The sequence below is a fragment of the Pannus brasiliensis CCIBt3594 genome, assembly GCF_036688125.1.
Classification (GTDB): domain Bacteria; phylum Cyanobacteriota; class Cyanobacteriia; order Cyanobacteriales; family Microcystaceae; genus Pannus; species Pannus brasiliensis.
Window position 1 is genome coordinate 149,499 of sequence record NZ_JBAFSM010000002.1, and the last position, 19,536, is coordinate 169,034.

At 53.6% G+C, this 19,536-nt stretch carries 20 protein-coding genes; 10 read left to right on the plus strand and 10 right to left on the minus strand.

Annotated elements, in window-relative coordinates; all coding sequences use genetic code 11:
- Window positions 1-96: 96 nt before the first annotated feature.
- Window positions 97-2,283 carry a lytic transglycosylase domain-containing protein gene (locus V0288_RS01990; protein WP_332863328.1) on the minus strand — a complete coding sequence of 729 codons (2,187 nt, stop codon included), beginning with the start codon at window positions 2,281-2,283 and terminating at the stop codon, window positions 97-99.
- A 178-nt stretch (window positions 2,284-2,461) separates the two neighbouring features.
- Here V0288_RS01990 and cysC point away from each other — a divergent pair, with 178 nt between their 5' ends.
- Window positions 2,462-3,007 carry an adenylyl-sulfate kinase gene (cysC, locus tag V0288_RS01995; protein WP_332863329.1) on the plus strand — a complete coding sequence of 182 codons (546 nt, stop codon included), beginning with the start codon at window positions 2,462-2,464 and terminating at the stop codon, window positions 3,005-3,007.
- Between the two features lie 56 nt (window positions 3,008-3,063).
- On the opposite strand, the gene V0288_RS02000 is transcribed toward cysC, so the two are convergent.
- The gene (locus tag V0288_RS02000; RefSeq protein WP_332863370.1) at window positions 3,064-4,254 is read right to left on the minus strand and encodes a class I SAM-dependent methyltransferase; all 1,191 of its coding nucleotides are present in this window, start codon (window positions 4,252-4,254) and stop codon (window positions 3,064-3,066) included.
- Window positions 4,255-4,336: 82 nt separating this feature from the next.
- Window positions 4,337-4,747: a response regulator gene (locus tag V0288_RS02005; protein ID WP_332863330.1), complete on the minus strand. Its 411-nt coding sequence runs from the start codon at window positions 4,745-4,747 to the stop codon at window positions 4,337-4,339.
- Window positions 4,748-5,153: 406 nt separating this feature from the next.
- On the opposite strand from V0288_RS02005, the gene V0288_RS02010 reads away from it, so the two are divergent.
- On the plus strand, window positions 5,154-5,942 hold the full coding sequence (locus V0288_RS02010) for an SAM hydrolase/SAM-dependent halogenase family protein (RefSeq protein WP_332863331.1): 789 nt from the start codon (window positions 5,154-5,156) through the stop codon (window positions 5,940-5,942).
- A gap of 89 nt (window positions 5,943-6,031) precedes the next feature.
- On the opposite strand, the gene hemH is transcribed toward V0288_RS02010, so the two are convergent.
- On the minus strand, window positions 6,032-7,195 hold the full coding sequence (gene hemH, locus V0288_RS02015) for a ferrochelatase (RefSeq protein ID WP_332863332.1): 1,164 nt from the start codon (window positions 7,193-7,195) through the stop codon (window positions 6,032-6,034).
- A gap of 113 nt (window positions 7,196-7,308) precedes the next feature.
- On the opposite strand from hemH, the gene V0288_RS02020 reads away from it, so the two are divergent.
- Window positions 7,309-7,932 (plus strand): class I SAM-dependent methyltransferase, encoded by a 624-nt coding sequence (locus V0288_RS02020; RefSeq protein ID WP_332863333.1) that lies wholly within the window; start codon window positions 7,309-7,311, stop codon window positions 7,930-7,932.
- A 79-nt stretch (window positions 7,933-8,011) separates the two neighbouring features.
- On the opposite strand, the gene V0288_RS02025 is transcribed toward V0288_RS02020, so the two are convergent.
- Complete coding sequence (locus V0288_RS02025; protein WP_332863334.1) at window positions 8,012-8,323, minus strand: hypothetical protein; 312 nt, start codon at window positions 8,321-8,323, stop codon at window positions 8,012-8,014.
- Between the two features lie 4 nt (window positions 8,324-8,327).
- Window positions 8,328-8,666, minus strand: coding sequence for a type II toxin-antitoxin system RelE/ParE family toxin (locus tag V0288_RS02030; RefSeq protein ID WP_332863335.1), 339 nt, complete (start codon window positions 8,664-8,666; stop codon window positions 8,328-8,330).
- A gap of 299 nt (window positions 8,667-8,965) precedes the next feature.
- Here V0288_RS02030 and V0288_RS02035 point away from each other — a divergent pair, with 299 nt between their 5' ends.
- From V0288_RS02035 to V0288_RS02045, 3 genes are all read left to right on the plus strand, one after another.
- Window positions 8,966-9,520, plus strand: coding sequence for a YqeG family HAD IIIA-type phosphatase (locus V0288_RS02035; protein ID WP_332863336.1), 555 nt, complete (start codon window positions 8,966-8,968; stop codon window positions 9,518-9,520).
- 353 nt (window positions 9,521-9,873) lie between these two features.
- Entirely contained in the window at window positions 9,874-10,992 is a 1,119-nt protein-coding gene (proB, locus tag V0288_RS02040) for a glutamate 5-kinase (RefSeq protein WP_332863337.1), read from the plus strand.
- A gap of 90 nt (window positions 10,993-11,082) precedes the next feature.
- The gene (locus tag V0288_RS02045) at window positions 11,083-11,499 is read left to right on the plus strand and encodes a DUF1816 domain-containing protein (RefSeq protein WP_332863338.1); all 417 of its coding nucleotides are present in this window, start codon (window positions 11,083-11,085) and stop codon (window positions 11,497-11,499) included.
- Between the two features lie 25 nt (window positions 11,500-11,524).
- Here the strand turns inward: V0288_RS02045 and V0288_RS02050 are convergent, their stop codons facing one another.
- Window positions 11,525-11,719 (minus strand): hypothetical protein, encoded by a 195-nt coding sequence (locus V0288_RS02050; protein ID WP_332863339.1) that lies wholly within the window; start codon window positions 11,717-11,719, stop codon window positions 11,525-11,527.
- Between the two features lie 501 nt (window positions 11,720-12,220).
- Here V0288_RS02050 and V0288_RS02055 point away from each other — a divergent pair.
- Window positions 12,221-12,712 (plus strand): hypothetical protein, encoded by a 492-nt coding sequence (locus V0288_RS02055; RefSeq protein ID WP_332863340.1) that lies wholly within the window; start codon window positions 12,221-12,223, stop codon window positions 12,710-12,712.
- Between the two features lie 293 nt (window positions 12,713-13,005).
- Here the strand turns inward: V0288_RS02055 and V0288_RS02060 are convergent, their stop codons facing one another.
- The 3 genes from V0288_RS02060 to V0288_RS02070 form a co-directional block, all read right to left on the minus strand.
- On the minus strand, window positions 13,006-14,661 hold the full coding sequence (locus tag V0288_RS02060; RefSeq protein ID WP_332863341.1) for an NAD(P)H-quinone oxidoreductase subunit 4: 1,656 nt from the start codon (window positions 14,659-14,661) through the stop codon (window positions 13,006-13,008).
- A gap of 123 nt (window positions 14,662-14,784) precedes the next feature.
- Window positions 14,785-15,486 carry an ABC transporter ATP-binding protein gene (locus V0288_RS02065; RefSeq protein WP_332863342.1) on the minus strand — a complete coding sequence of 234 codons (702 nt, stop codon included), beginning with the start codon at window positions 15,484-15,486 and terminating at the stop codon, window positions 14,785-14,787.
- Window positions 15,487-16,266, minus strand: a complete 780-nt coding sequence (locus V0288_RS02070; protein ID WP_332863343.1) for an ABC transporter ATP-binding protein — start codon at window positions 16,264-16,266, stop codon at window positions 15,487-15,489. It abuts the gene before it with no gap.
- A gap of 207 nt (window positions 16,267-16,473) precedes the next feature.
- Between V0288_RS02070 and V0288_RS02075 the strand changes: the two genes are divergently transcribed.
- From V0288_RS02075 to V0288_RS02085, 3 genes are all read left to right on the plus strand, one after another.
- On the plus strand, window positions 16,474-17,004 hold the full coding sequence (locus V0288_RS02075) for a 2TM domain-containing protein (protein WP_332863344.1): 531 nt from the start codon (window positions 16,474-16,476) through the stop codon (window positions 17,002-17,004).
- Window positions 17,005-17,072: 68 nt separating this feature from the next.
- Entirely contained in the window at window positions 17,073-17,831 is a 759-nt protein-coding gene (locus V0288_RS02080; protein WP_332863345.1) for a Uma2 family endonuclease, read from the plus strand.
- Between the two features lie 252 nt (window positions 17,832-18,083).
- Complete coding sequence (locus V0288_RS02085; RefSeq protein WP_422661872.1) at window positions 18,084-19,475, plus strand: efflux RND transporter periplasmic adaptor subunit; 1,392 nt, start codon at window positions 18,084-18,086, stop codon at window positions 19,473-19,475.
- Window positions 19,476-19,536 lie beyond the last annotated feature (61 nt).

Sequence of the window (19,536 nt, forward strand, 5' to 3'; positions counted from 1 at the left end):
TGAACACGCGGTTAAAAGTGGGACGGGAAACGGCGAGATACAGGTCTCGATCGCTCCCCATCTCATCGAGAATTTTCGGAACGCTATCACTTACCGTTAGGAAGGTTTCGGAACTTTGGCGAGTTGTTGTTGAAGTTCGGGGTTGTAGATCTGGAGGTAGTTCCAGTAATTGCCGAAAACCGATTCCACGTAACCCTTCGTTTCGTCGTAGGGAATATTCTCGACGAACTCATCGGGATCGCTGAAACTGAAACGTTCTTTCCAGCGCGATACCGCGCCCGGCCCCGCGTTGTAACTGGCGACCGCGAAAAGGGAATTCCCCCCGTATTTATCGTGGGTGTAATCGAGATACCACGTTCCCATCATGATGTTATCTTCGGGATCGGTGAGGGAATAACTTTTCGTTCCCGTGTTACCGGCGATGTATTTGCCGGTGTCGGGCATGATCTGCATTAACCCGACCGCGCCGACGGGAGAGCGGATTTCTTTTTCAAAACGCGATTCCTGACGGATTAGGGAGGTAACGAGGAGAGGATTTAAGCGGCGTTCTTTCGACCATTGCAGGATCGTTTCGTAGTAGGGGAAGGGAAATAGCGCGTGCCAATATTTATCGCTATCCCGTAACGCTTTCCATTGTTGTTGTTCTTCCGGGGTGTCGCGTTCGCGTAGGCGCCAGATCAGGTTAATCCCCTCTAAATTCTGATTGAGCGCGAGTTTATATAAACCGAGGTTGAATTGTTCTTCTATCGTGAGATTCCAGGGATCGGCGATCTCGGCTTGAAAGAGATTCCACGCGTCGGTATCTTCGCCGAGACGGTAGAGTTCTTTAAACGCTTCCGATCCCGCGGGGGGCGCGATACGGGTGTCGGGTTTGACGGTGGTGGGATTGTGGGAACGCACGTCGGTGAAGTCGCCCACGTCCCAACCGAGGGCTACGGCCGATCGCCACGCGTAATAGGAATGGGGAAAACGGGCGATCGTGTACAGGAACGCGTCGTTGGCTTCTTTCTGTTTGCCCATTTTTTGCGCCCATTTGCCGATCCAGAAGGAGGCTTTCGGGGCTTCGGGACTGTCGGGATTGTTGGTGGCGATCGGTCGCGCCCATTCCCAAGCTTTAACGGTGTTGCCCGCTTTCATGGCTTTTCGGGCCATATCCCAGCGATATTCGGCGGCTTCGTCGGATTTCGGGTATTTGGTCAGCAAGGTTTGCCAGGCTTGGTTAGCGGCGGCGGGATTGGTTTTTTCGAGAAGTTGGGCTTTTTGCTGTAACGCCCGCGGCGCGACATCGGGGAATTGTTGGACGGCCCGATCGAGATAACCGATCGCGTCTCCTCCCGTGGACAGTCGCGCGAGACGAAGTAAGCCTAATCCCGTTTCTTCCGCCTTGGGATAGGTTTTAATCAGTTTCTGATAGGCGGCCCGAGCTTCCGCGGTTTTCTTCTGGATCTGTAACGATCGAGCGTACCGATAGGCTTGTTCCGGGCTGGGGGTGGCTTTCGCGTAGGCTTTATAGGCTTTCTCGTAGAGTCCCGATTGCCAGTAACCCGCGCCGATACTCGCCCAATCCGCCGGGGTTAATTGATCCGCGTAGTCTTTGACGAGGCGATCGCGCGCTTGATTGAGTGTCGGATCGAAAGGATTGGCTTTCGCCAGTTGTAGCCAGAGGGGGAACTGATCCGGGTTTTCCTTCAAACGCTCGCGGATCAGGGCGAGCGTTTTCGGGTGACGGGGATAGTCGGTGAGTAGTTTGTCGTAATAGCTCGGATCGGATTTGCCGAGAGCGTACAACGCGTCGGCGACAACGGGAGAGGTGGGATAGGTTGCGATTAATTCTTTCCAGACTTTTTGCGCGGACTCGTTATCGTTGGTGAGTTCGTAGGCGCGTCCGCGTTTAAGGAGGATCTGGGGCGCGAGTAGGGGATATTGTTTCTCTAATCCTTCTAATTGGCGTAAAGCGGGGCCGCCCTCGTATTTTCTCAAGAGATCGGCGGCGAGGAGATAACGGGCGCGGCTTCGATCGAGCGAGGGGGCGTTCTCGTCGGCGATGGTTTTTAACTTGACATCCCGCTCGTTTTGTGATAAAGATTCGACTCCCACCACTTGGGAAGGTTGATTCGGATCTTCCTGTAGGGGAGCGGCGGAAGTGAGGGAAAGGGGAGTATTGCGATCGATCCAATCGATAAACCGAGGATTCAACAGCAGAACGCCGGAAATCGCGGCGAGAGCGACCCCCGAACCGAGGCCGAGCGCGAGGGTGGTTTTGCCAGTGAGTTTGTTGGGCATTGCGAGAGTCTAGTAGTCAGGAGCGATCGATATTTATTATCAACGATCGAGGCCGGGTTCTGTATTGTTTCCCGGTTCGAGGGGCGATCGGTGTAAACGTTGATTCACGCTATCCGAACCATCTCGTGATACGCTAAACAAGACTTGAACGTTTCTATATATACCGAATATACCGATTATGAAACAACGTGGCGTGACCGTTTGGCTCACCGGATTGAGTGGCGCGGGCAAAACTACCATCACCAAAGCGCTGGAAGAAAAATTACTGAAGGAAGGCTACGATATCGAAGTCCTCGACGGGGACGTGGTACGGACAAACCTTACTAAAGGATTAGGATTTAGTAAAGCCGATCGCGATGAAAATATCCGTCGTATCGGTTTCGTGGCTAATTTACTCACCCGTCACGGGGTGATCGTGTTAGTTTCGGCGATCTCTCCCTATCGCGACATCCGCGACGAGGTTAGAGGGAAAATCGGCGATTTCGTCGAGATCTTCGTCAACGCTCCCCTGGACGTGTGCGAGGGACGGGACGTGAAAGGATTGTATAAAAAAGCGAGAGCCGGCGAGATCAAGTCCTTCACGGGGATCGATGACCCCTACGAGGCTCCTTTGAACCCGGAAGTGGAATGCCGGACGGATCTGGAAACTTTAGAGGAAAGTGTGGCCAAAGTTTGGCGTAAGTTAGAAGATTTGGGCTATATCGGATTAGAAGTAGCGGTCTAGAGATTTTCCAGCCCGAGCGAGGGGATTCGCTTTATCCTCCCCTCGCGTTGAATTTTTTACCCCAGAATCAGTAGTTGCCGTTCCCGGAGCGATCGAACTCCCGGCAATCCTAACTCGATCGAGCGATCGATTTCCCCTACCGTGGATTTCCCGTCACAGGCTTGCAAAAAGGCGAATTCCGTGGGCGTTAGCGTCACCGGACGGTAATCGAGATCGAGAACGCTCTCGCTCGGCCAGCCGAAAAGACAGGGATGCACCGTCGGGACGGCTTTTAGTAACTCGCTATCCTTCGACCAATCCGTGATAACAATCGGCGGTTTCGCGAGAAAAAATTCAAAATGGGTGATTTCCGGGTCGAGGCTCTCGATCAAGCGGTAAAGCTCCCGTTCTCCTAGTTGTTCCACCCGCTCCATTAACTCCGGGGATCTGCCTAACAATCGTTCCACTTCCCAGTAAGCGGGGTTGGAAAAGCCGAGAAAAGCCAATCCGGACGCGTCGATCAGTTCAAACAGACTATCGATGTCGTAATCTACCTCGCGCGGGTGAACGTACATATCGGCGAAAGATTCATCCCGGTGATTTTCGATCGCCCAACGTTCTTTTTCCCGTTTCAGGAGACGATTATCCTCGGGAAGACTCGCGAAAATCCGGCGACCGACCGCGACACCATCTTGATAATCGCCGCGTCGATTTCCCTGTAACAGAGCGATCGCCCTCTGCATGAGGTGAATTTCCCAGCGTCCCCAACGCGCGTAGACGAAAATGTGGAACAGTCCGCCGGGAGCCAGTTTTCGGGCGAGGGATTGAATTCCTCTCACCGGATCGGCGAGGTGATGCAGTACGCCGACGCAATTGATCAGATCGAACTCTCCCGGTAACGCGGCCGCTTCCTCGATGGGGAGATGGTAGAACTCGATCGATCCCCGATGGGCGCGGGCGACACCCGAGCGTTGACAGCGTTCTTCGGCGATCTCTAGCGCTTTCTCGCTGAGATCGATACCGACGATATTCGCGTCGGGATTGAGGGCGATTAAATACTCGGTTCCCGCGCCCGTCCCGCATCCCGCGTCGAGAATCCGGATGTTCGATCGCTCCGGGCGGCGATGATAGCAGAAGTTATAGGCCGCCGTCCAATTCCAGCGCCAGTTATAGCCGGGCGGCGGTTCGTCGAGAAGGGGTTCGGGGGGAAAGGGATAGGTATTATAAAGATTTTGAACGGCGGAGCGGGTAGAAGCGTCGTCGAGCATGACGGGTGGGGGAATACGATTACACTCGATCGATTTTCCCACGGAAGAGAGACGGGCGATCGTCGCTGTTCGCGGATTTCCTCTAGCGTCGATCGGCCGTGAAAATCGGTTGTTCTAGCTTCCAACCGAAGATTTGTGCCACGCGCGCGGGCAGGGAGATGGGATTAAACGGTTTTTCCAGCGCGGCCACCACGCCGATCGATTCTAGATGACGGCGGGAAAACCAACTCGCGTAGGCGGCGATCAGGAGGATGGGGATCGAACCGGTCGCGGGGTCGTTTTTCAGGGAACGGATAAACGATAAACTCTCCACGCGATCGATCGCCAGATCGAGAACGATCGCGTCGGGTTTTCTCTCGCGTAACACGTCCAGTCCCTCCTCGATCGTGGCCACGGCGATCACGTTCCAACCGCCGAGATAATAAAAACAAGTAGAGAGGATTTCCCGGACGCTATCCTCTCGATCGATCAGTAGAATGAATTTCCTGGACATAGTGAGAGCGTTTCCCCTAGAAAGCACGAATACGAGCGAGTTCCCGCCACTTTACCAAGAAAAAATAATAAACTTATAAGAATTCCGGGTGAATTAAAAAACGATTCGATCGGGGCGAAAATATCGACGATCCAACGATTCATCTACCGATCGAGGGATTTCAGGGCGAGAGAGCGAAAATTCCCACGGTCTCTCGCCGTCCGGGATAGAATCGAGATCGTCGCTCCCCGGTGCAAAATCCCTAGACCTCGAAGCGCGATTCTGTCAAAAAAAGAAATTTTTAAAGATAAATAGGCGTTTTAAAAGTCTTTTAGGTATAATGTTCTTTATTATTTCTCCTGGCTCCTGAATTCTGGCTCCTGACTCCCTACCCACACGACAATTTTTGAATTCCGCGAGAGGTCTCATGCTCGATCGCCCGATCGTCACCTTACTAACCGATTTCGGCCTACAGGACGGCTACGCGGGAGTGATGAAAGGTGTCATCGCCTCGATCGCCCCCCACGCGCGAGCGATCGATATCACCCACCAGATCCCCCCCCAAAACCTCATCGCGGCGAGATTTTGTCTGATGAGTTCCTACGCCTATTTCCCCCGCGGCACGATCCATCTGGCCGTGGTCGATCCGGGGGTGGGAAGTCAACAGCGCGGGGTAGCGATCCGTTTCGCCGAGGGCTATCTCGTCGGGCCGGATAACGGACTTTTTAGCGGGGTTTTAAGCCTATCCGAAGCGATTTCCGCGGTCTCTCTCACCAATCCCGAATACTGGCGCGTTCCCTCTCCGAGTTCCACCTTTCACGGTCGCGATATTTTCGCCCCGATCGCCGGGCATCTGGCCGATGGCGTACCTTTAGAAGTGTTGGGAGACTCGATCGATCCCGATAGTTTAGTCCGTCTACCCATCGAACCCCTAGAGATTCACGGCGATCGCGTCCTCGGTTCGATTCAATACATCGATATTTTCGGCAACCTGATCACCGACATCCCCTCGGTAGTGGTAACGGGAAAAAATTGGTCGATCGAGTTCCCGGAACGAACGATTCCCGCTCGATCGACCTATAGCGATGTTCCCGAGGGGGCGATCGTTCCCCTCATCGGTAGTCACGGTTATCTAGAGATCTCCGTGAACCGGGGAAACGCGCGGGAAGCCTTACAACTCGATTGGGGCGATCGGATCGCGGTGAAATTAGAGTAGGAAGATGGGGGGATGGGGAGATGAGAGAGAAGAGGAATATTAATTTCCTGCCTCCTGCCTCCTGCCTCCTGCCCCCTGCCTCCTGCCCTCTACAACAGCCCCACGAAATGAAGCGGCCCGTGACCGGTGATTAACTCGATAATCAGGGCGATAAAGCCGATCATCGCCAATCGACCGTTCCAAACTTCCGCGGCGGAGGTCATACCCCATTCCCAGCGCTCTTGGGGATACATTTTCATATTTTCCGCGGGACGGGCGATCGAATCGAAAGTGGTCGGTTTCTCGTCGAGCGATTTCACGACCAGATCGGAAAGGGATTCGATAAATACCGGGTGCGTGTTGAGCGCGGGAACCCGGCGGAAATGTTCGATTCCCGCTTCTTCCGCGATCTCCCGGTACTCGATATCGATTTCCTGTAACGTTTCGATGTGTTCCGAGACGAAGCTAATCGGCACGACTAATAAATCTTTGACTCCCTGTTCCCCTAACTCTTTTAACGCGTCTTCGGTGTAGGGTTTCAGCCATTCCACCGGGCCGACGCGGCTTTGATAGGCGAGGGTGTACTCGTTGGGGCGATTTAGGGTATTCATAATCGCTTTCGTACATTCCTCGATCTCCCGCTGGTAGGGATCGCCGGCTTCCTCGACATAGCTTTGCGGGACACCGTGGGCGCTAAAGAAAATGTGAACTCGATCGGGATCGGAAGAGCGGTCTAGTTCGGTGGAGATCAGATCGGCCATCGCCCGGAGATAGGCGGGATGATCGTACCAGGAGGGAATCAGGGTGTATTCCGTCAGCCGTAGGTAGGGATCGTCCTTCCACATTTCCTCTAAAACCCGGAAACTCGATCCGCTGGTGCTGATGGAAAATTGCGGGTAGAGAGGGAGGATGACCAATTGTTTAATATGGTCGCGCTTGATCCGCTCGATCGCTTCCTCGGTGAAAGGGTGCCAGTAACGCATCCCGATATACACGCTCACCTCTCGTCCCATCTCGATCAGTCGTTCCTGGAGGGCTGACGCTTGAGCTTCCGTGATCTTGAGCAGGGGCGAGCCACCCCCGATCTGCCGGTAATTTTCCCGCGATTTGCCCGCGCGGAGGGTGGAGATCAGCCACGCGAGCGGTTTCTGCAATCCTTTGATCGGTAAGCGGATGATTTCGGGATCGGAAAACAGGTTAAATAGAAAGGGACGTACATCCTCTAACCGTTCCGGCCCGCCCAAATTTAATAATAAAACCCCGACACGACCCATAGTGTTAACCAATAATTGTTAAATTTTCAGATTCTTTACCAAGTTTAACAATAGATCGTTAAAACGTTAAAAGAAATTACAGAGTACCGGATGCTAACACGGGAGGTTCCCCCTTGGCTACTATTTTACGCGCGTTGAGCTATCAACACCAATGGCTTTACGATGGAATTTCCCGTCTGGCCGCGCTCGCGGTCGGTGGCGAGGGCAGATTCCGTCAACTCGCGCTGAGTGGGTTGGCGATCGAGAAAAATACCCGAATTCTCGACCTCTGTTGTGGCGCGGGTCAGACCACTCGCTATCTGGCGGATCGATCGGATCATTGCACCGGTTTGGACGTTTCCCCCGTGGCTTTAGAGCGCGCGAGAAAAGCGGTGCCGGGGGCGACTTACGTGGAGGGACTCGCCGAAAAAACGCCCTTCGCGGACGGTGAATTCGATCTCGTCCACACCAGCGCCGCGCTTCACGAGATGGAACCGCGACAGTTACGGGAAATTCTTGAAGAAGTGTATCGAATTCTGAGACCCGGGGGAATTTTCGCCCTCGTCGATTTTCACGCGCCGACGAACCCGCTTTTCTGGCCGTCCTTGGCGTTATTCTTGGGTTTGTTCGAGACGCGTACCGCCTGGCAGTTTATCGATACCGATCTGGCGAGCTTATTACAAGAGGTCGGTTTTCGGGAGTGTAAGCGGGAACTCCACGCGGGGGGCAGTTTACAGGTGATTCAAGCGACGAAGTAGGAGAGTGTCTATTTATCGCGTTTTTTCCGTCGCTCGCTCCGTTATTCAGGTTGTATCCCGCTTCGATCGCCGATGTTTCTCACCGATGCCGGGAAACGGGTGGAAAATCGATCGTGAGTCCCACCGAGTTCAACACCGAGACGAGAGTTTCTAGGGTCGGATAGCCTTTATCGGTCGAAAGAGCATCGAAAGGTGCTTCGGAGACATCGGCTTTACCGGTCTTCTCTCGATCGAGATTAGTCGCGTCCACGAGATTCTGTAGGGCCAGCAGAAACGCCTCCCGATTCCCGTCCCGAAGCGTTTCATCCCATGCCGCTTTCAGATATCGCGAGGCGTAGTCAGCGTCCGCTAGTCTCGCGAGCAGGTCTTCTCGATAGTTTTTGGTCGGCATAAGTTCAGCTATCTCCCCGTTCATTCTGATAGGCCAGCCACAATCCCCGGGCTATTTCGATATCTTTATTCTGGCTTTTCTTCGTTCCCCCGGCCAGAAGGATCACGATCCGATTTCCCGCGATCCCGTAATAAATTCGATACCCCGGCCCGAAAAAAAAGCGTAACTCGTAGACTCCTTCGCCAACACTCCGATGATCGCCGAAATTACCTAGACTCACCCGATCGAGGCGAACATCGATTCTCGATCGGGTAGTGGCATCAAGCCGATCGAACCATTCATCGAACGGACACGCGCCGGTCTCGGTGACATACTTTTGGATCTCCCATCTAGGTTGGTTCATACCGAGTTCCTCCGTCCCATTCTGTCACGGGTACGAGATGGTTTCAAGAGGGAGGGCTACCTTTGGCGATCGAGCGGTAATCTCGATCGCCCGGAAACTCGATCGCTCCCGTCCGGGCCGATTCCCGAATATACTGGGGAATGGTCTTTTCCATCAGGACAGAACGGGATTCGAGGTTTCTTACCGAAAAAATGTCTCGAAAGATAGATGTAGTTGGAAAAAATAGCGATTCCGACTCCCTTTCTCCCTTCTAATTCCTCCTGCCGACCGCCGACCGTCTCCCGCCCCTCCAATTACCGATGACTAGAGCGAAAATTCTCCAACCCGATTTAATTTTAGGAAAGACGATCCTCGGATTAACGCCCGATATCTTGAATAAATACCGGATCGGGGGACTGGTTCTCGACGTGGACGAAACCCTCGTTCCCTTTAAAGAAAAGACGGTTTCCGAGGAATTGCGGCAGTGGGTGGAGCGATTTCGCCCGGATTTTCCCATCTGGCTCGTCAGTAACAATATCAGCGAGAATCGCATCGGCACGATCGCCCGCTCCCTCGATCTGCCCTATCTCTTCGCCGCCGGGAAACCCTCGCGGCGGAAACTGCGTCAGGCGATCCGCGAGATGGATCTGCCCGTTTCCCGCGTGGCGATGGTCGGCGATCGCCTGTTCACCGATGTCCTCGCCGGAAATCGTCTGGGAATGTTCACCATTCTCGTCGAACCGATGGTCGATTCCCTCGCCGCGGTTCGATCGCACCCGGTTCGCGACCTGGAGGTTTGGATATCACAGATTCTCGGCGTTTCTCTGAGCGCGCAACATCATTTAACAAATCCGGACAAATCCTCACAAAAGTAAATCTAAAGAAATACTTAAGGATAGGGCTGTTCTCGAAAAAACGCGGGATTCTATATACAGATTCAAATGAGGTCAGCCGAGATAAAGACCTTAAGCATAAAAATCCATTACTCTTTCAATGCCGGTCGAAGCGGGGATACGCGGGAGACCGGCATTATTATTGGCGGGAAAATTTCTGAAATCGTGAAAGACCTCGTATACTGAAGGATCGGGAACGCCCGATCGAGAAAGCAGTCAGGAGAAAGCATTGACAGACAAGTTACTGGGAAGCGATATAAGATACCGCTGTATCGTGACCATTTCCAGATTTTTCGATTTTTTGCGTTTTTAAAGCGATTTTTTTCAGAATTCTGATGAATCAAACCATAGTAGTCAAGATCGGAACTTCCAGCCTGACCGATCCGGAAACCGGACACCTCGCGCTCTCGACGATCGCCGCGTTGGTCGAGGTATTGACCCGACTGCGCGCGCTGGGAAATCGGGTGGTATTGGTTTCCTCCGGCGCGGTAGGGGTCGGTTGTCGTCGTCTGGGAATGAACGAGCGCCCCAAGAAAATCGCCCTCAAACAGGCGATCGCCGCGGTCGGTCAGGGTCGCTTGATTCGCGTCTACGATGACCTATTCAGTAGTCTCGGTCAGCCGATCGCCCAAATTCTGCTGACCCGTCCGGAATTGATGGAACGGAACTGTTACGTGAACGCCTACAACACCTTTCAGGCGCTGTTTGAACTGGGAACGATCCCGATCGTCAACGAGAACGATACGGTGGCGATCGACGAACTGAAATTCGGCGATAACGATACCCTATCCGCGCTCGTGGCCAGTTTGATCGAGGCGGACTGGTTATTTATCCTCACCGATGTCGATCGCCTCTACAACGCCGATCCCCGGCTAGTTCCCGACGCGCGCGCGATCGCCGTGGTCAGCCCGACGGAACTGGCGGAACTCTCGATCGACGCGGGAAGCAGTGGCAGTCAGTGGGGAACCGGGGGGATGGCGACGAAACTGGCCGCGGCCCGCATCGCCACCAGCGCCGGGGTACAGATGGCGATCGCCCGAGGGCGAGATCCGGGTAATATCCTGAAAATTCTGAACGGGGAGGCGATCGGCACGCGGTTCGAGCCGCAAACGCGGAGCGAGAACGCCCGCAAACGCTGGATCGCCTACGGACTCGCGCCCATGGGGACGATCCACGTCGATAGCGGGGCGGCGCGGGCGATCTGTCAGGGGGGGAAATCCCTACTCGCGGCCGGAATCACGCGGGTAGAGGGAGATTTTAGCGCGTCGGATTCGGTGCGACTGCTCGATACGAACGGGCGGGAGATCGCGAGGGGAATCGTCAATTATAGTAGCGGCGAGATCGATCGGGTTAAAGGACATCATTCCGATCGCATCGCCGATTTACTGGGCTATATGGACGCGGAAACGATCATACACAGAGATAATCTAGTTGTCCTCGTTCCATCAAATTAACTTATGTAACGAGCGGGTTCGGAAAAATCGGTCGCTATTCTGTAATCTTGGTTAAAGATAAACCGTACATCGATCGGGTTAATCATCAGTATGCAAGAGGCTAACAACAGGAAAGACAGTCCGATCTTTCTTTACGAGGTGGTTTTTCCTAACCCTGGCGGGTCGTTCACCCGACGTTTCTCCCGCGTGATCCTGCGAGTACCGAGAAACCGTATGGGCGCGGAAACCAAACGAATTCTCCGCGAGGGCGGTACGATTCTCGCGATCAAGCCTTTATCGATCGATGGTGGTGTACCGGAAACCGTTCCCGATGTCCTGCCCTGGTGGGTGGAGATCGGGACCGAAGAACCGAGATGTTTATATTATTTCGGACCCTTCGATAGTTACGAGGAAGCGCTCTCCAATCAAGCCGGTTATATCGAGGATCTAGAATCCGAATCGGCGATCGGGATCGTGACGGCTATCAAACAATGTCAACCGGAGATTTTAACGATAGAAGATTTTTAAAAAACGTGATGGATGATACGGATTTTTAGAGCGATTTGAGAGTGGCCTGCTCGCGCTTGATCGTTCCCTTTCCGGCACAGAACTTACAGGGGATCGTCGCTTTCAGGGTTTCGGAGGCGATCGACCCCTGACCGTGGCAGTGCTGACAGCGAATCGGTTCTTCCCGCCAGAAGTTAGCTAGAAAGACCTCATCGGTAATATAGGTAAAGTCCTCGTACATGGAGATATCCTCTCGGTAAAAATCGGGAAATGCTCCGCGATCCGATCTCGCCCGCTCGCGATCGATCGCTTTTGCCTAGATTCTAAAAAGATTCTAGGAAGACGGGCGGGATCGCAATAAATATTCACACGAATCCCGATCGCTTCTTATTCTCGCGAGGTTAGACTTCTAGCCGGGGAGTCCGTCGGCGCGAGATCGGTCGGGTTTCAAGCTCGCTCGAACGCCGTCCGCCTCACCCTACCCCCTGTTGTTGACGCTACAATAGCATCGAGAGCGACGGTAGCCGACGCGCTCGCTCGACCCCCGTTTTCCGGACGTTGGTAAAAAATTCCGCTCGTTTTCCGAATCGATCGAAACGTCACCATCGCCTCATCCGATTTTCCCGTTTTTCGTTAACGAGATCTCCCCATCTACTGACAGTTCATTCGTGTTTTTATGAAAAGAAAAAAAATCGATATAACTAAACATTTGCGGGCGGTCGAGCGCGGAAAATTCTTAAAATTGCTGATCTACCCATCCGTTTTAGCCGTTGCCATCGCTTCCTTATTCGTGGTACCACCCCTTTTACCTTGGTCTTTCCAACTATTTCTTCGCTGGGTCTTCCGAGGGGGAGATCTCGATACAATTCCCGCGAAATTTCACGCGGAATTGAACGAGATGTGTTATAAGGCGGCGGACGAGAACGGGGTGGTCAAAGGGAGAGAATACTCGAACAATATAGAGATCGCCGAGTCTTTAGGAACCTTTCATTGTAAGAAAGTGAACGGTGGACAAGAGTGGTTAATTCAGGATCACAAGTCTTTCGCTTCCGCGGACGAGGCGATCTTGGGAACCGGTATCGCGGAGTTCTTGGTCACGATTTTAGGGACGGATTATAGTTACGATATCGAGGCGAGAATTCCGAATCTTAAGGATAAACCATCCTCGATAAATCTAAAAACGAACTCGATCGAAGCTCCCGCCATCGCCGATAGAAAAAATCAAAAAATTTAAAGGGAACAGGGAACAGGGAAGGCGCCCCAAGGGGGCGGGACTTCTGACCCGTTGGTCGGCCATTGGAAACCGGCAATCATTTCCCCTTGCCATCTAAAACCTTTACGGTTGCCGGTTGCCTGTTCCCAAGGGCCGGAGGCCGGTGAATCGATCGGGGAAATTCCCGATCGAACCGCCTCGCGGGTAATCGCGTCCTCGAAAATCAAGAGCGCCGTTCGGGGAGTGGGAATATAAAAAAAAGGGAAGATTTCTCTTCCCCTACACCGATAGTCAAATCGGGAGATAGTAGCCAATTATTCGAGAATCGTCGCCACTTTCGTCGTTACGTTGTCGCTGGCGTAGATACCGGGTCGATCGCTGGCGAGCGTCGTGTAAGCCTCGCGGACTTGGGCGTTCACCGCGACCGTTTTCACATCGTACAGATTGGTAGCCAGTTTCGGATAGAAGCCGATACCGACGATGAGAACGAGGAAAGAGACGGCGATAAAGATCTCTCTCGGTTTCGCGTCGCTATACAGCGCGTTTTGGGGTAGAACACAGTTCGTACCGAAACAAACCGCTTCCTCGTTGGTGCTACCCTTGCCCGCGTCCGCGAGTTCACAGGTGGAACCATCGCCGTAGAAAACCTGACGGAGCATCGAGAGTAGGTAAACCGGGGTGAGGATTAAACCGACCGCGGCGAGGAAAACCGTTACGGTGCGGAAGGTTTGGCTATAGACATCGCTGGAGGTGACACCGACGAACACCGAGATCTCGCTGGCGAAACCGCTCATTCCGGGCAACGCGAGGGAAGCCATCGCGCCGGCGGTGAACAGGGCGAACACTTTCGGCATGACCCGAGCGATACCGCCCATCTCGTTGAGGGCGAGGGTATGGGTGCGATCGTAGGTGACACCGGCGAGGAAGAAGAGAACCGCCGCGATTAAGCCGTGGGAGAGCATCTGCAACATCGCGCCGCTAATGCCCACATCGGTGAAGGACGCGATCCCGAGGAGGACGAAACCCATGTGGGAAACGGAAGAGTAGGCGAGACGGCGCTTCATATTCTGTTGTCCGAAGGAAGCGAACGCGCCGTAGATAATGTTGACGACACCGAGAATGGCGAGGACGGGAGCGAAATAGATATGCGCGTCGTGGAGAAGTTCTAAGTTCAGACGGATTAAACCGTAACCGCCCATTTTCAGGAGAACACCGGCGAGAATCATAGAAACGGGCGCGGAAGCTTCACCGTGAGCGTCCGGAAGCCAGGTATGCAGGGGGAAGATAGCCAGTTTCACCCCGAAGGCGATCAGTAAACCCGCGTAGAGCAGTAATTCCAGTCCGAGGGGATACTCTTTTAAGCCTAATTCCGCCATGTCGAACGTCATCGGTCCACCCCCGGCGAGCGCCATCCCTAAACCGGCGACGAGGATAAAAATCGAGGCGGCGGCGGTATAGAGCAGGAATTTGGTGGCGGCGTAGCGGCGTTTTTGACCGCCCCAGATAGAAACGAGGAGATAGACGGGAATCAGTTCGATTTCCCACATTAGGAAGAATAGTAATAAGTCTTGGGCTACGAATACACCGATCTGGGCGGCGTACAGCACCAACATTAGAAAGTAAAATAATTTCGGTTTGCGATCGACCTGCCACGCGGAGAGGATCGATAGCGTTGTCACCAGTCCCGCCAAGAGAACGAGCGGCGCGGAGATACCATCGACGGAAACCGCCCAACTAAAGCCGATTTGCGGAATCCAGTCGAATTTATCGACTAGCTGAAAACCGGGGTCGGCAAAGTTGTAGTGTTGGGAAAAGACGTAACACATGAGAACGAAGTCCGCCAACCCGACACCGAGCGCGAACCAGCGAACTCGTTTTCCATCCTTGTCGGGGATTACAGGGATGAGGGTGGAGGCGAACAGGGGAAGCAAAATGAGCGTTGTGAGCCAGGGGAAATGTTCCGTAAACATGACGGTAAGAAAAAATACCTATCGGTTGATAGGTTTATTCTAGGCTAAGATGTAAAGTTTTGTGAATATTTTTTTGTCGTTACAACGATAGCATTTAGTCAATGAATTTTTATTTTCGATTGACTAGCCTAAATAAGCCTGTCTGACCCGCTCATCGTCGAGGAGATCGCGCGCGTCCCCGGCGATCATCAAGCGTCCGGCTTCCAAGACGTAGCCCCGTTTCGCGCTCTCCAGGGCGAGATTGGCGTTCTGCTCGACGAGGAGGATCGTCACTCCCGATTCGTTTAACTGTCGGATGACGCTGAAGATCTCTAGAACGATCTGGGGGGCTAATCCGAGGCTGGGTTCGTCGAGGAGGAGTAATTTCGGGCGACTCATCAGGGCGCGGGCGATCGCTAACATCTGTTGTTCCCCCCCGCTCAGGGTTCCCGCTACCTGATGGCGGCGCTCCGACAGTCGGGGGAAGATCTGGAACTGGCGCTCGATGTCGCTTTTAATGCCCAGTCGATCGCCTCTCGTAATAGCACCTAACTCCAAATTTGTCAATACCGTCTGGCGCGCGAGAATCCGTCTTCCTTCCGGGCTGTGGGCGAGTCCCCGACGCACGACCTCGTGAGCGGGAACGCGGGTGATATCTTGACCGAGATAGAGAATTCTGCCCGTTTTCGGTTGGAGGAGGCGGGATATGGTTTTTAATGTCGTCGTTTTGCCCGCGCCGTTCGCGCCGATCAGGGTGACGATCTCCCCCTCGTTGACGGTGAGATTGATTTGTTGTAGGGCTTGAATTCCCCCGTAATTCACCGATAGATCGATAATTTCTAGCATTTAGCTATCCCCTAAATACGCCTCGATCACCGCGGGATCGTTCCGCACCGTGGCGGGATCTCCGAGGGCGATTAATTTCCCGAAATCTAACACGGCCACTCGATCGCATAATCCCATGACGAGGGGGACATGATGCTCGATTAAAATGACCGTTAATCGTAACCGATCGCGAATCTCCTGGATTAATTCGCTTAAACCGCCTTTTTCACTGGGATTCATCCCGGCGGCCGGTTCGTCGAGAAGTAATAAAGTCGGTTCGAGGGCTAACGCGCGGGCGATTTCCAGGCGACGTTGATCCCCGTAGGCGAGATTTTTGGCGGTTCGATTACTCTGATCGCTCAATCCTACTAGATCGAGTAATTCTTTGGCTCGATCGAGGGTTTTCCGTTCCGCTTTCGTCGCGGCCGGTAGACCGAGAATCCCGGCGAATAAGTTCGAGGTATCGTGGATGTGTCCGGCGATCGCCACGTTTTCTAAAACGGAGAGGTCGCCGAATAAACGTAAATTCTGGAAGGTGCGCGCGATGCCCAGGGTGGCGATCTGGTGGGGACGAGATTTAGCGATCGAATTTCCCCGATAGACGAGATCCCCGGACGAGAGCGGGATTAAGCCGGTGATCAGGTTAAATAAGGTCGTTTTTCCCGCCCCGTTCGGCCCGATCAGCCCGAAAATCTCATCGCGCGCCACCGGGAAAGAAACCCCGTCCACCGCGACCAATCCCCCGAAGCGACGGGTCGCCCCGCGCAGTTCTAATACGGGTAATTCCGACGAACCGTTCATTTTGTCTGACTAACGCGTAAACTCTAGCATTTTACACCCGGATTCGTTCGGATCGATCGACACGCTCTATCCGATTCCCCCTCTTCCGTGTCTTGGCAATTCCTCTCATTACATCGTTTATCTTTTTGCCAGTTCCATCATCCCGAATGAAAAATTCGGGAATCCGGTCAGAGTTTTCATCCCCGTTCGGTTTCGGTGACGCGCATAATGGAAGAGGAACCCAGTTTGCACGATCCGACCATGTATCCCGCCGACCTACCGACTCCCAAATCCTACAGCCAAGAAGAAGTTCAGGAAATCCTGTATCTAGCGATTTCCCGTCAGGTAGACAAAGGCGAGATCACCCGAGAACAATTATTAGAGATCGCTGAAGAGTTAGCCATTGAAAGCCAGGATCTAGAAGCGGCGGAAAGAGAATGGAAACAATCGAAACTCATTCACGTTAAACGGCGAGAATTCGATCTCTATCGCCAGGGAAGGTTAAAAGAGCAAACCACGCGCTATCTGATCGTTAACGGTTTCCTCGTCGCGATCAACCTGATTAGCGCGGGAACGATTTCCTGGGTGATTTACCCGGCGCTGATGATGGCGATTCCTCTCTCCCTGTCCGCGTGGAAGACGTATCAAAGGGAAGGACAAACCTACGAGCGAGATTTCCAACGCTGGAAGATACAACAGGAAGTGAAAGAGTCGTTCACGAGCCTATGGACGAGAATTAAAAAGTTTTTACAGCTATAACGTTCTTTATCCGCGGCAACGATGCTCGATCGATCCCGTTACACTAGACGATAAACCGGCTTCTCACCATGTTAGAAGACCTCGAATCCCTTCCCTCTTCCCTCGAACTGCCCGATTCCGACGATACCCCCGTGGATAACGAGATCCGGAATCTAATTCCCAATCTTCTCAAAGCCATTCTAGGATTTATCTGGGGCGATCGAACCGATTGGTTTTTCGGGGTCGATATGGGAATATACGATCGCCAGGGACAGCGAACGCGAACCCCCATCATTCCCGACGGTTTCCTGAGTCTCGGAGTGGAACGGCTAACGGGGGAACGGGGAAGATTAAGCTACGTCCTCGCCGAAGAAAACAATATCGCGCCGATTTTGGTCTTAGAACTGGTTTCACAAACCTACGGCGGCGAATACGATCGAAAAATGCAAGAGTACGCCCGCCTGGGAGTTCTCTATTACGTTATCTACAATTCCCACCACTGGCAGAGAGACCGACACCAACCCCTAGAAGTCTATCGTTTGGTGAATGGAGTCTACGAACTTCGATCGGGTTCCCCGGTATTCATGCCGGAGATCAATCTAGGAATCGGCGTGGAACGGGGCGTGTACGAGAGATGGGAACGGGATTGGCTATACTGGTACGATCGAGCCAGAAATCGCTACGAAACCCCCGAAGAACGCGTACAGAGAGAACGCTTACAAGCGGAACGAGAACGCGACAAAGCCGAGATCGCCGAATCCCTACTCCAACAGGAACGTCAACAACGCGAGGTCCTAGAAATCCGTTTACAACAATACCTCGATCGCTTCGGGAATTTGCCGGAATGAATTAGCGGGAGGCAGGAGGTGAGGGGGGGAAAAGGTGGAAGGGTAAAGGGTAAAGGATCGAGGAAGTTCTTTTCCCTTTTCCCCTTCCCCTTTCAGGCGAAAACTCTCCCATCTCCCCCATCTCCCCACCTTCCACGCTCGGCAATTTTCCGTTAGATTAAAGAGAGATAAGAAACTTAACAATTTCTCCAGAATTTATCGAGAGGGCCGATCGTGCGTCTAGATGATAATAAACCGGAAACGGAATCCCCGATAATTCCCGATCGAACCCCGATCGAGTACGACATCGAACCGAAAACGAGTACCGGTAATTGGTTATCGGGAGGGCGCGGGCTAATACTCGGTATCGCGCTAGGAAGCTTTGTTACCTTCGGGGCGACTCGTTTTACCTCGGCGCCGCGAACCTCTCGACCCCCCGTCGCCCCACCGGCCGTCGCGAAAACGGAAGCCCCCGCGCAAAATGTGACCACGGCGATCGTCAGTACCACCCGCGTCGATCGCTCCCAGAAAGCGACTGGAACCGTGGCGGCGCGCGAGTTAATCCCCGTTCTCTCCCAGGCGACCGGACTACAGATTCAAGAGATTTTCGTCGATAAGGGGGACACGGTGCGCGCCGGCCAACTCCTCGCCCGACTCGATGATAAAGTATTACAGGCGCAACTGAATCAGGCGATCGCCAATGTCGCCGCCTCCTCAGCCCGTCTCGCCGAATTGCAGGCCGGGGCTAGGAGTGAAGAGATCGCTAGGGCGAAAGAAACGATCCGACGCATAAAAGCGGAAATAAGTCAAGCGACTTCCGATAGAGATCTGGCGAGAAAACGGGTAGAACGTAACCGAACGCTAGAAGCCGAGGGAGCGATCGCCCGCGATCGACTCGATGAAGTCCTTAACGAAGAACGGAATAAGGAAGCGATCGTTCAACAGGCGCGGGCGAGACTCGCGGAAGCCGAACAACAACTCGCCCAACTTCAAGCCGGAAACCGTCCGGAGGCCATCGCCCAGGCCGTCGCCCAACTCGCGGAAGCCCGAAGCAGAGTTCAGATCGTCCGGGCGCAATTAGACAATACAAGGATTATTTCCCCCGTGAACGGCAAGATTTCCGAGAGAAACGCGCGCGTGGGCGATACTACCAACGGGCAGAACGCGCTATTTCGCATTATCGAGAACGGACGCTTAGAATTAGCCCTGAAAGTGCCGGAAACGCGATTACCCGCGATTCGCGTCGGTTCCCCGGTCACGATCACGTCCGACGCGGACACCAGTTTAAAACTATCCGGACGGGTACGGGAGATCGATCCCGTGGTCGATGAGGAATCGCGACAGGCGACGGTGAAAGTCGATCTACCCAACACGGGAGGCTTAAAACCGGGGATGTTCCTGCGGGGTTCGATCGTCACCGATACCGCCACCAGTTTAACCGTGCCGATGGAAGCCGTTTTACCGAAAACCAACGATCGAGCCACCATTTACCGAGTCAAACCCGATAACACCGTAGAAGCGAGAAACGTCACGCTAGGGCAGATTCTGCCGGGCGATCGAGTCGAAATTCTCGATGGCGTAACCGCGGGCGATCGCGTCGTCGTCAAAGGCGCGGCCTACCTCGGCGACGGCGACAAGATTAAAGCCGAATCGGGAGGCGTTTAGTGATTAGGAGGAAGGGGGAAAGGGATTAAAAGTAGTCTTTTCCCTTTTCCCGAAAAACTCC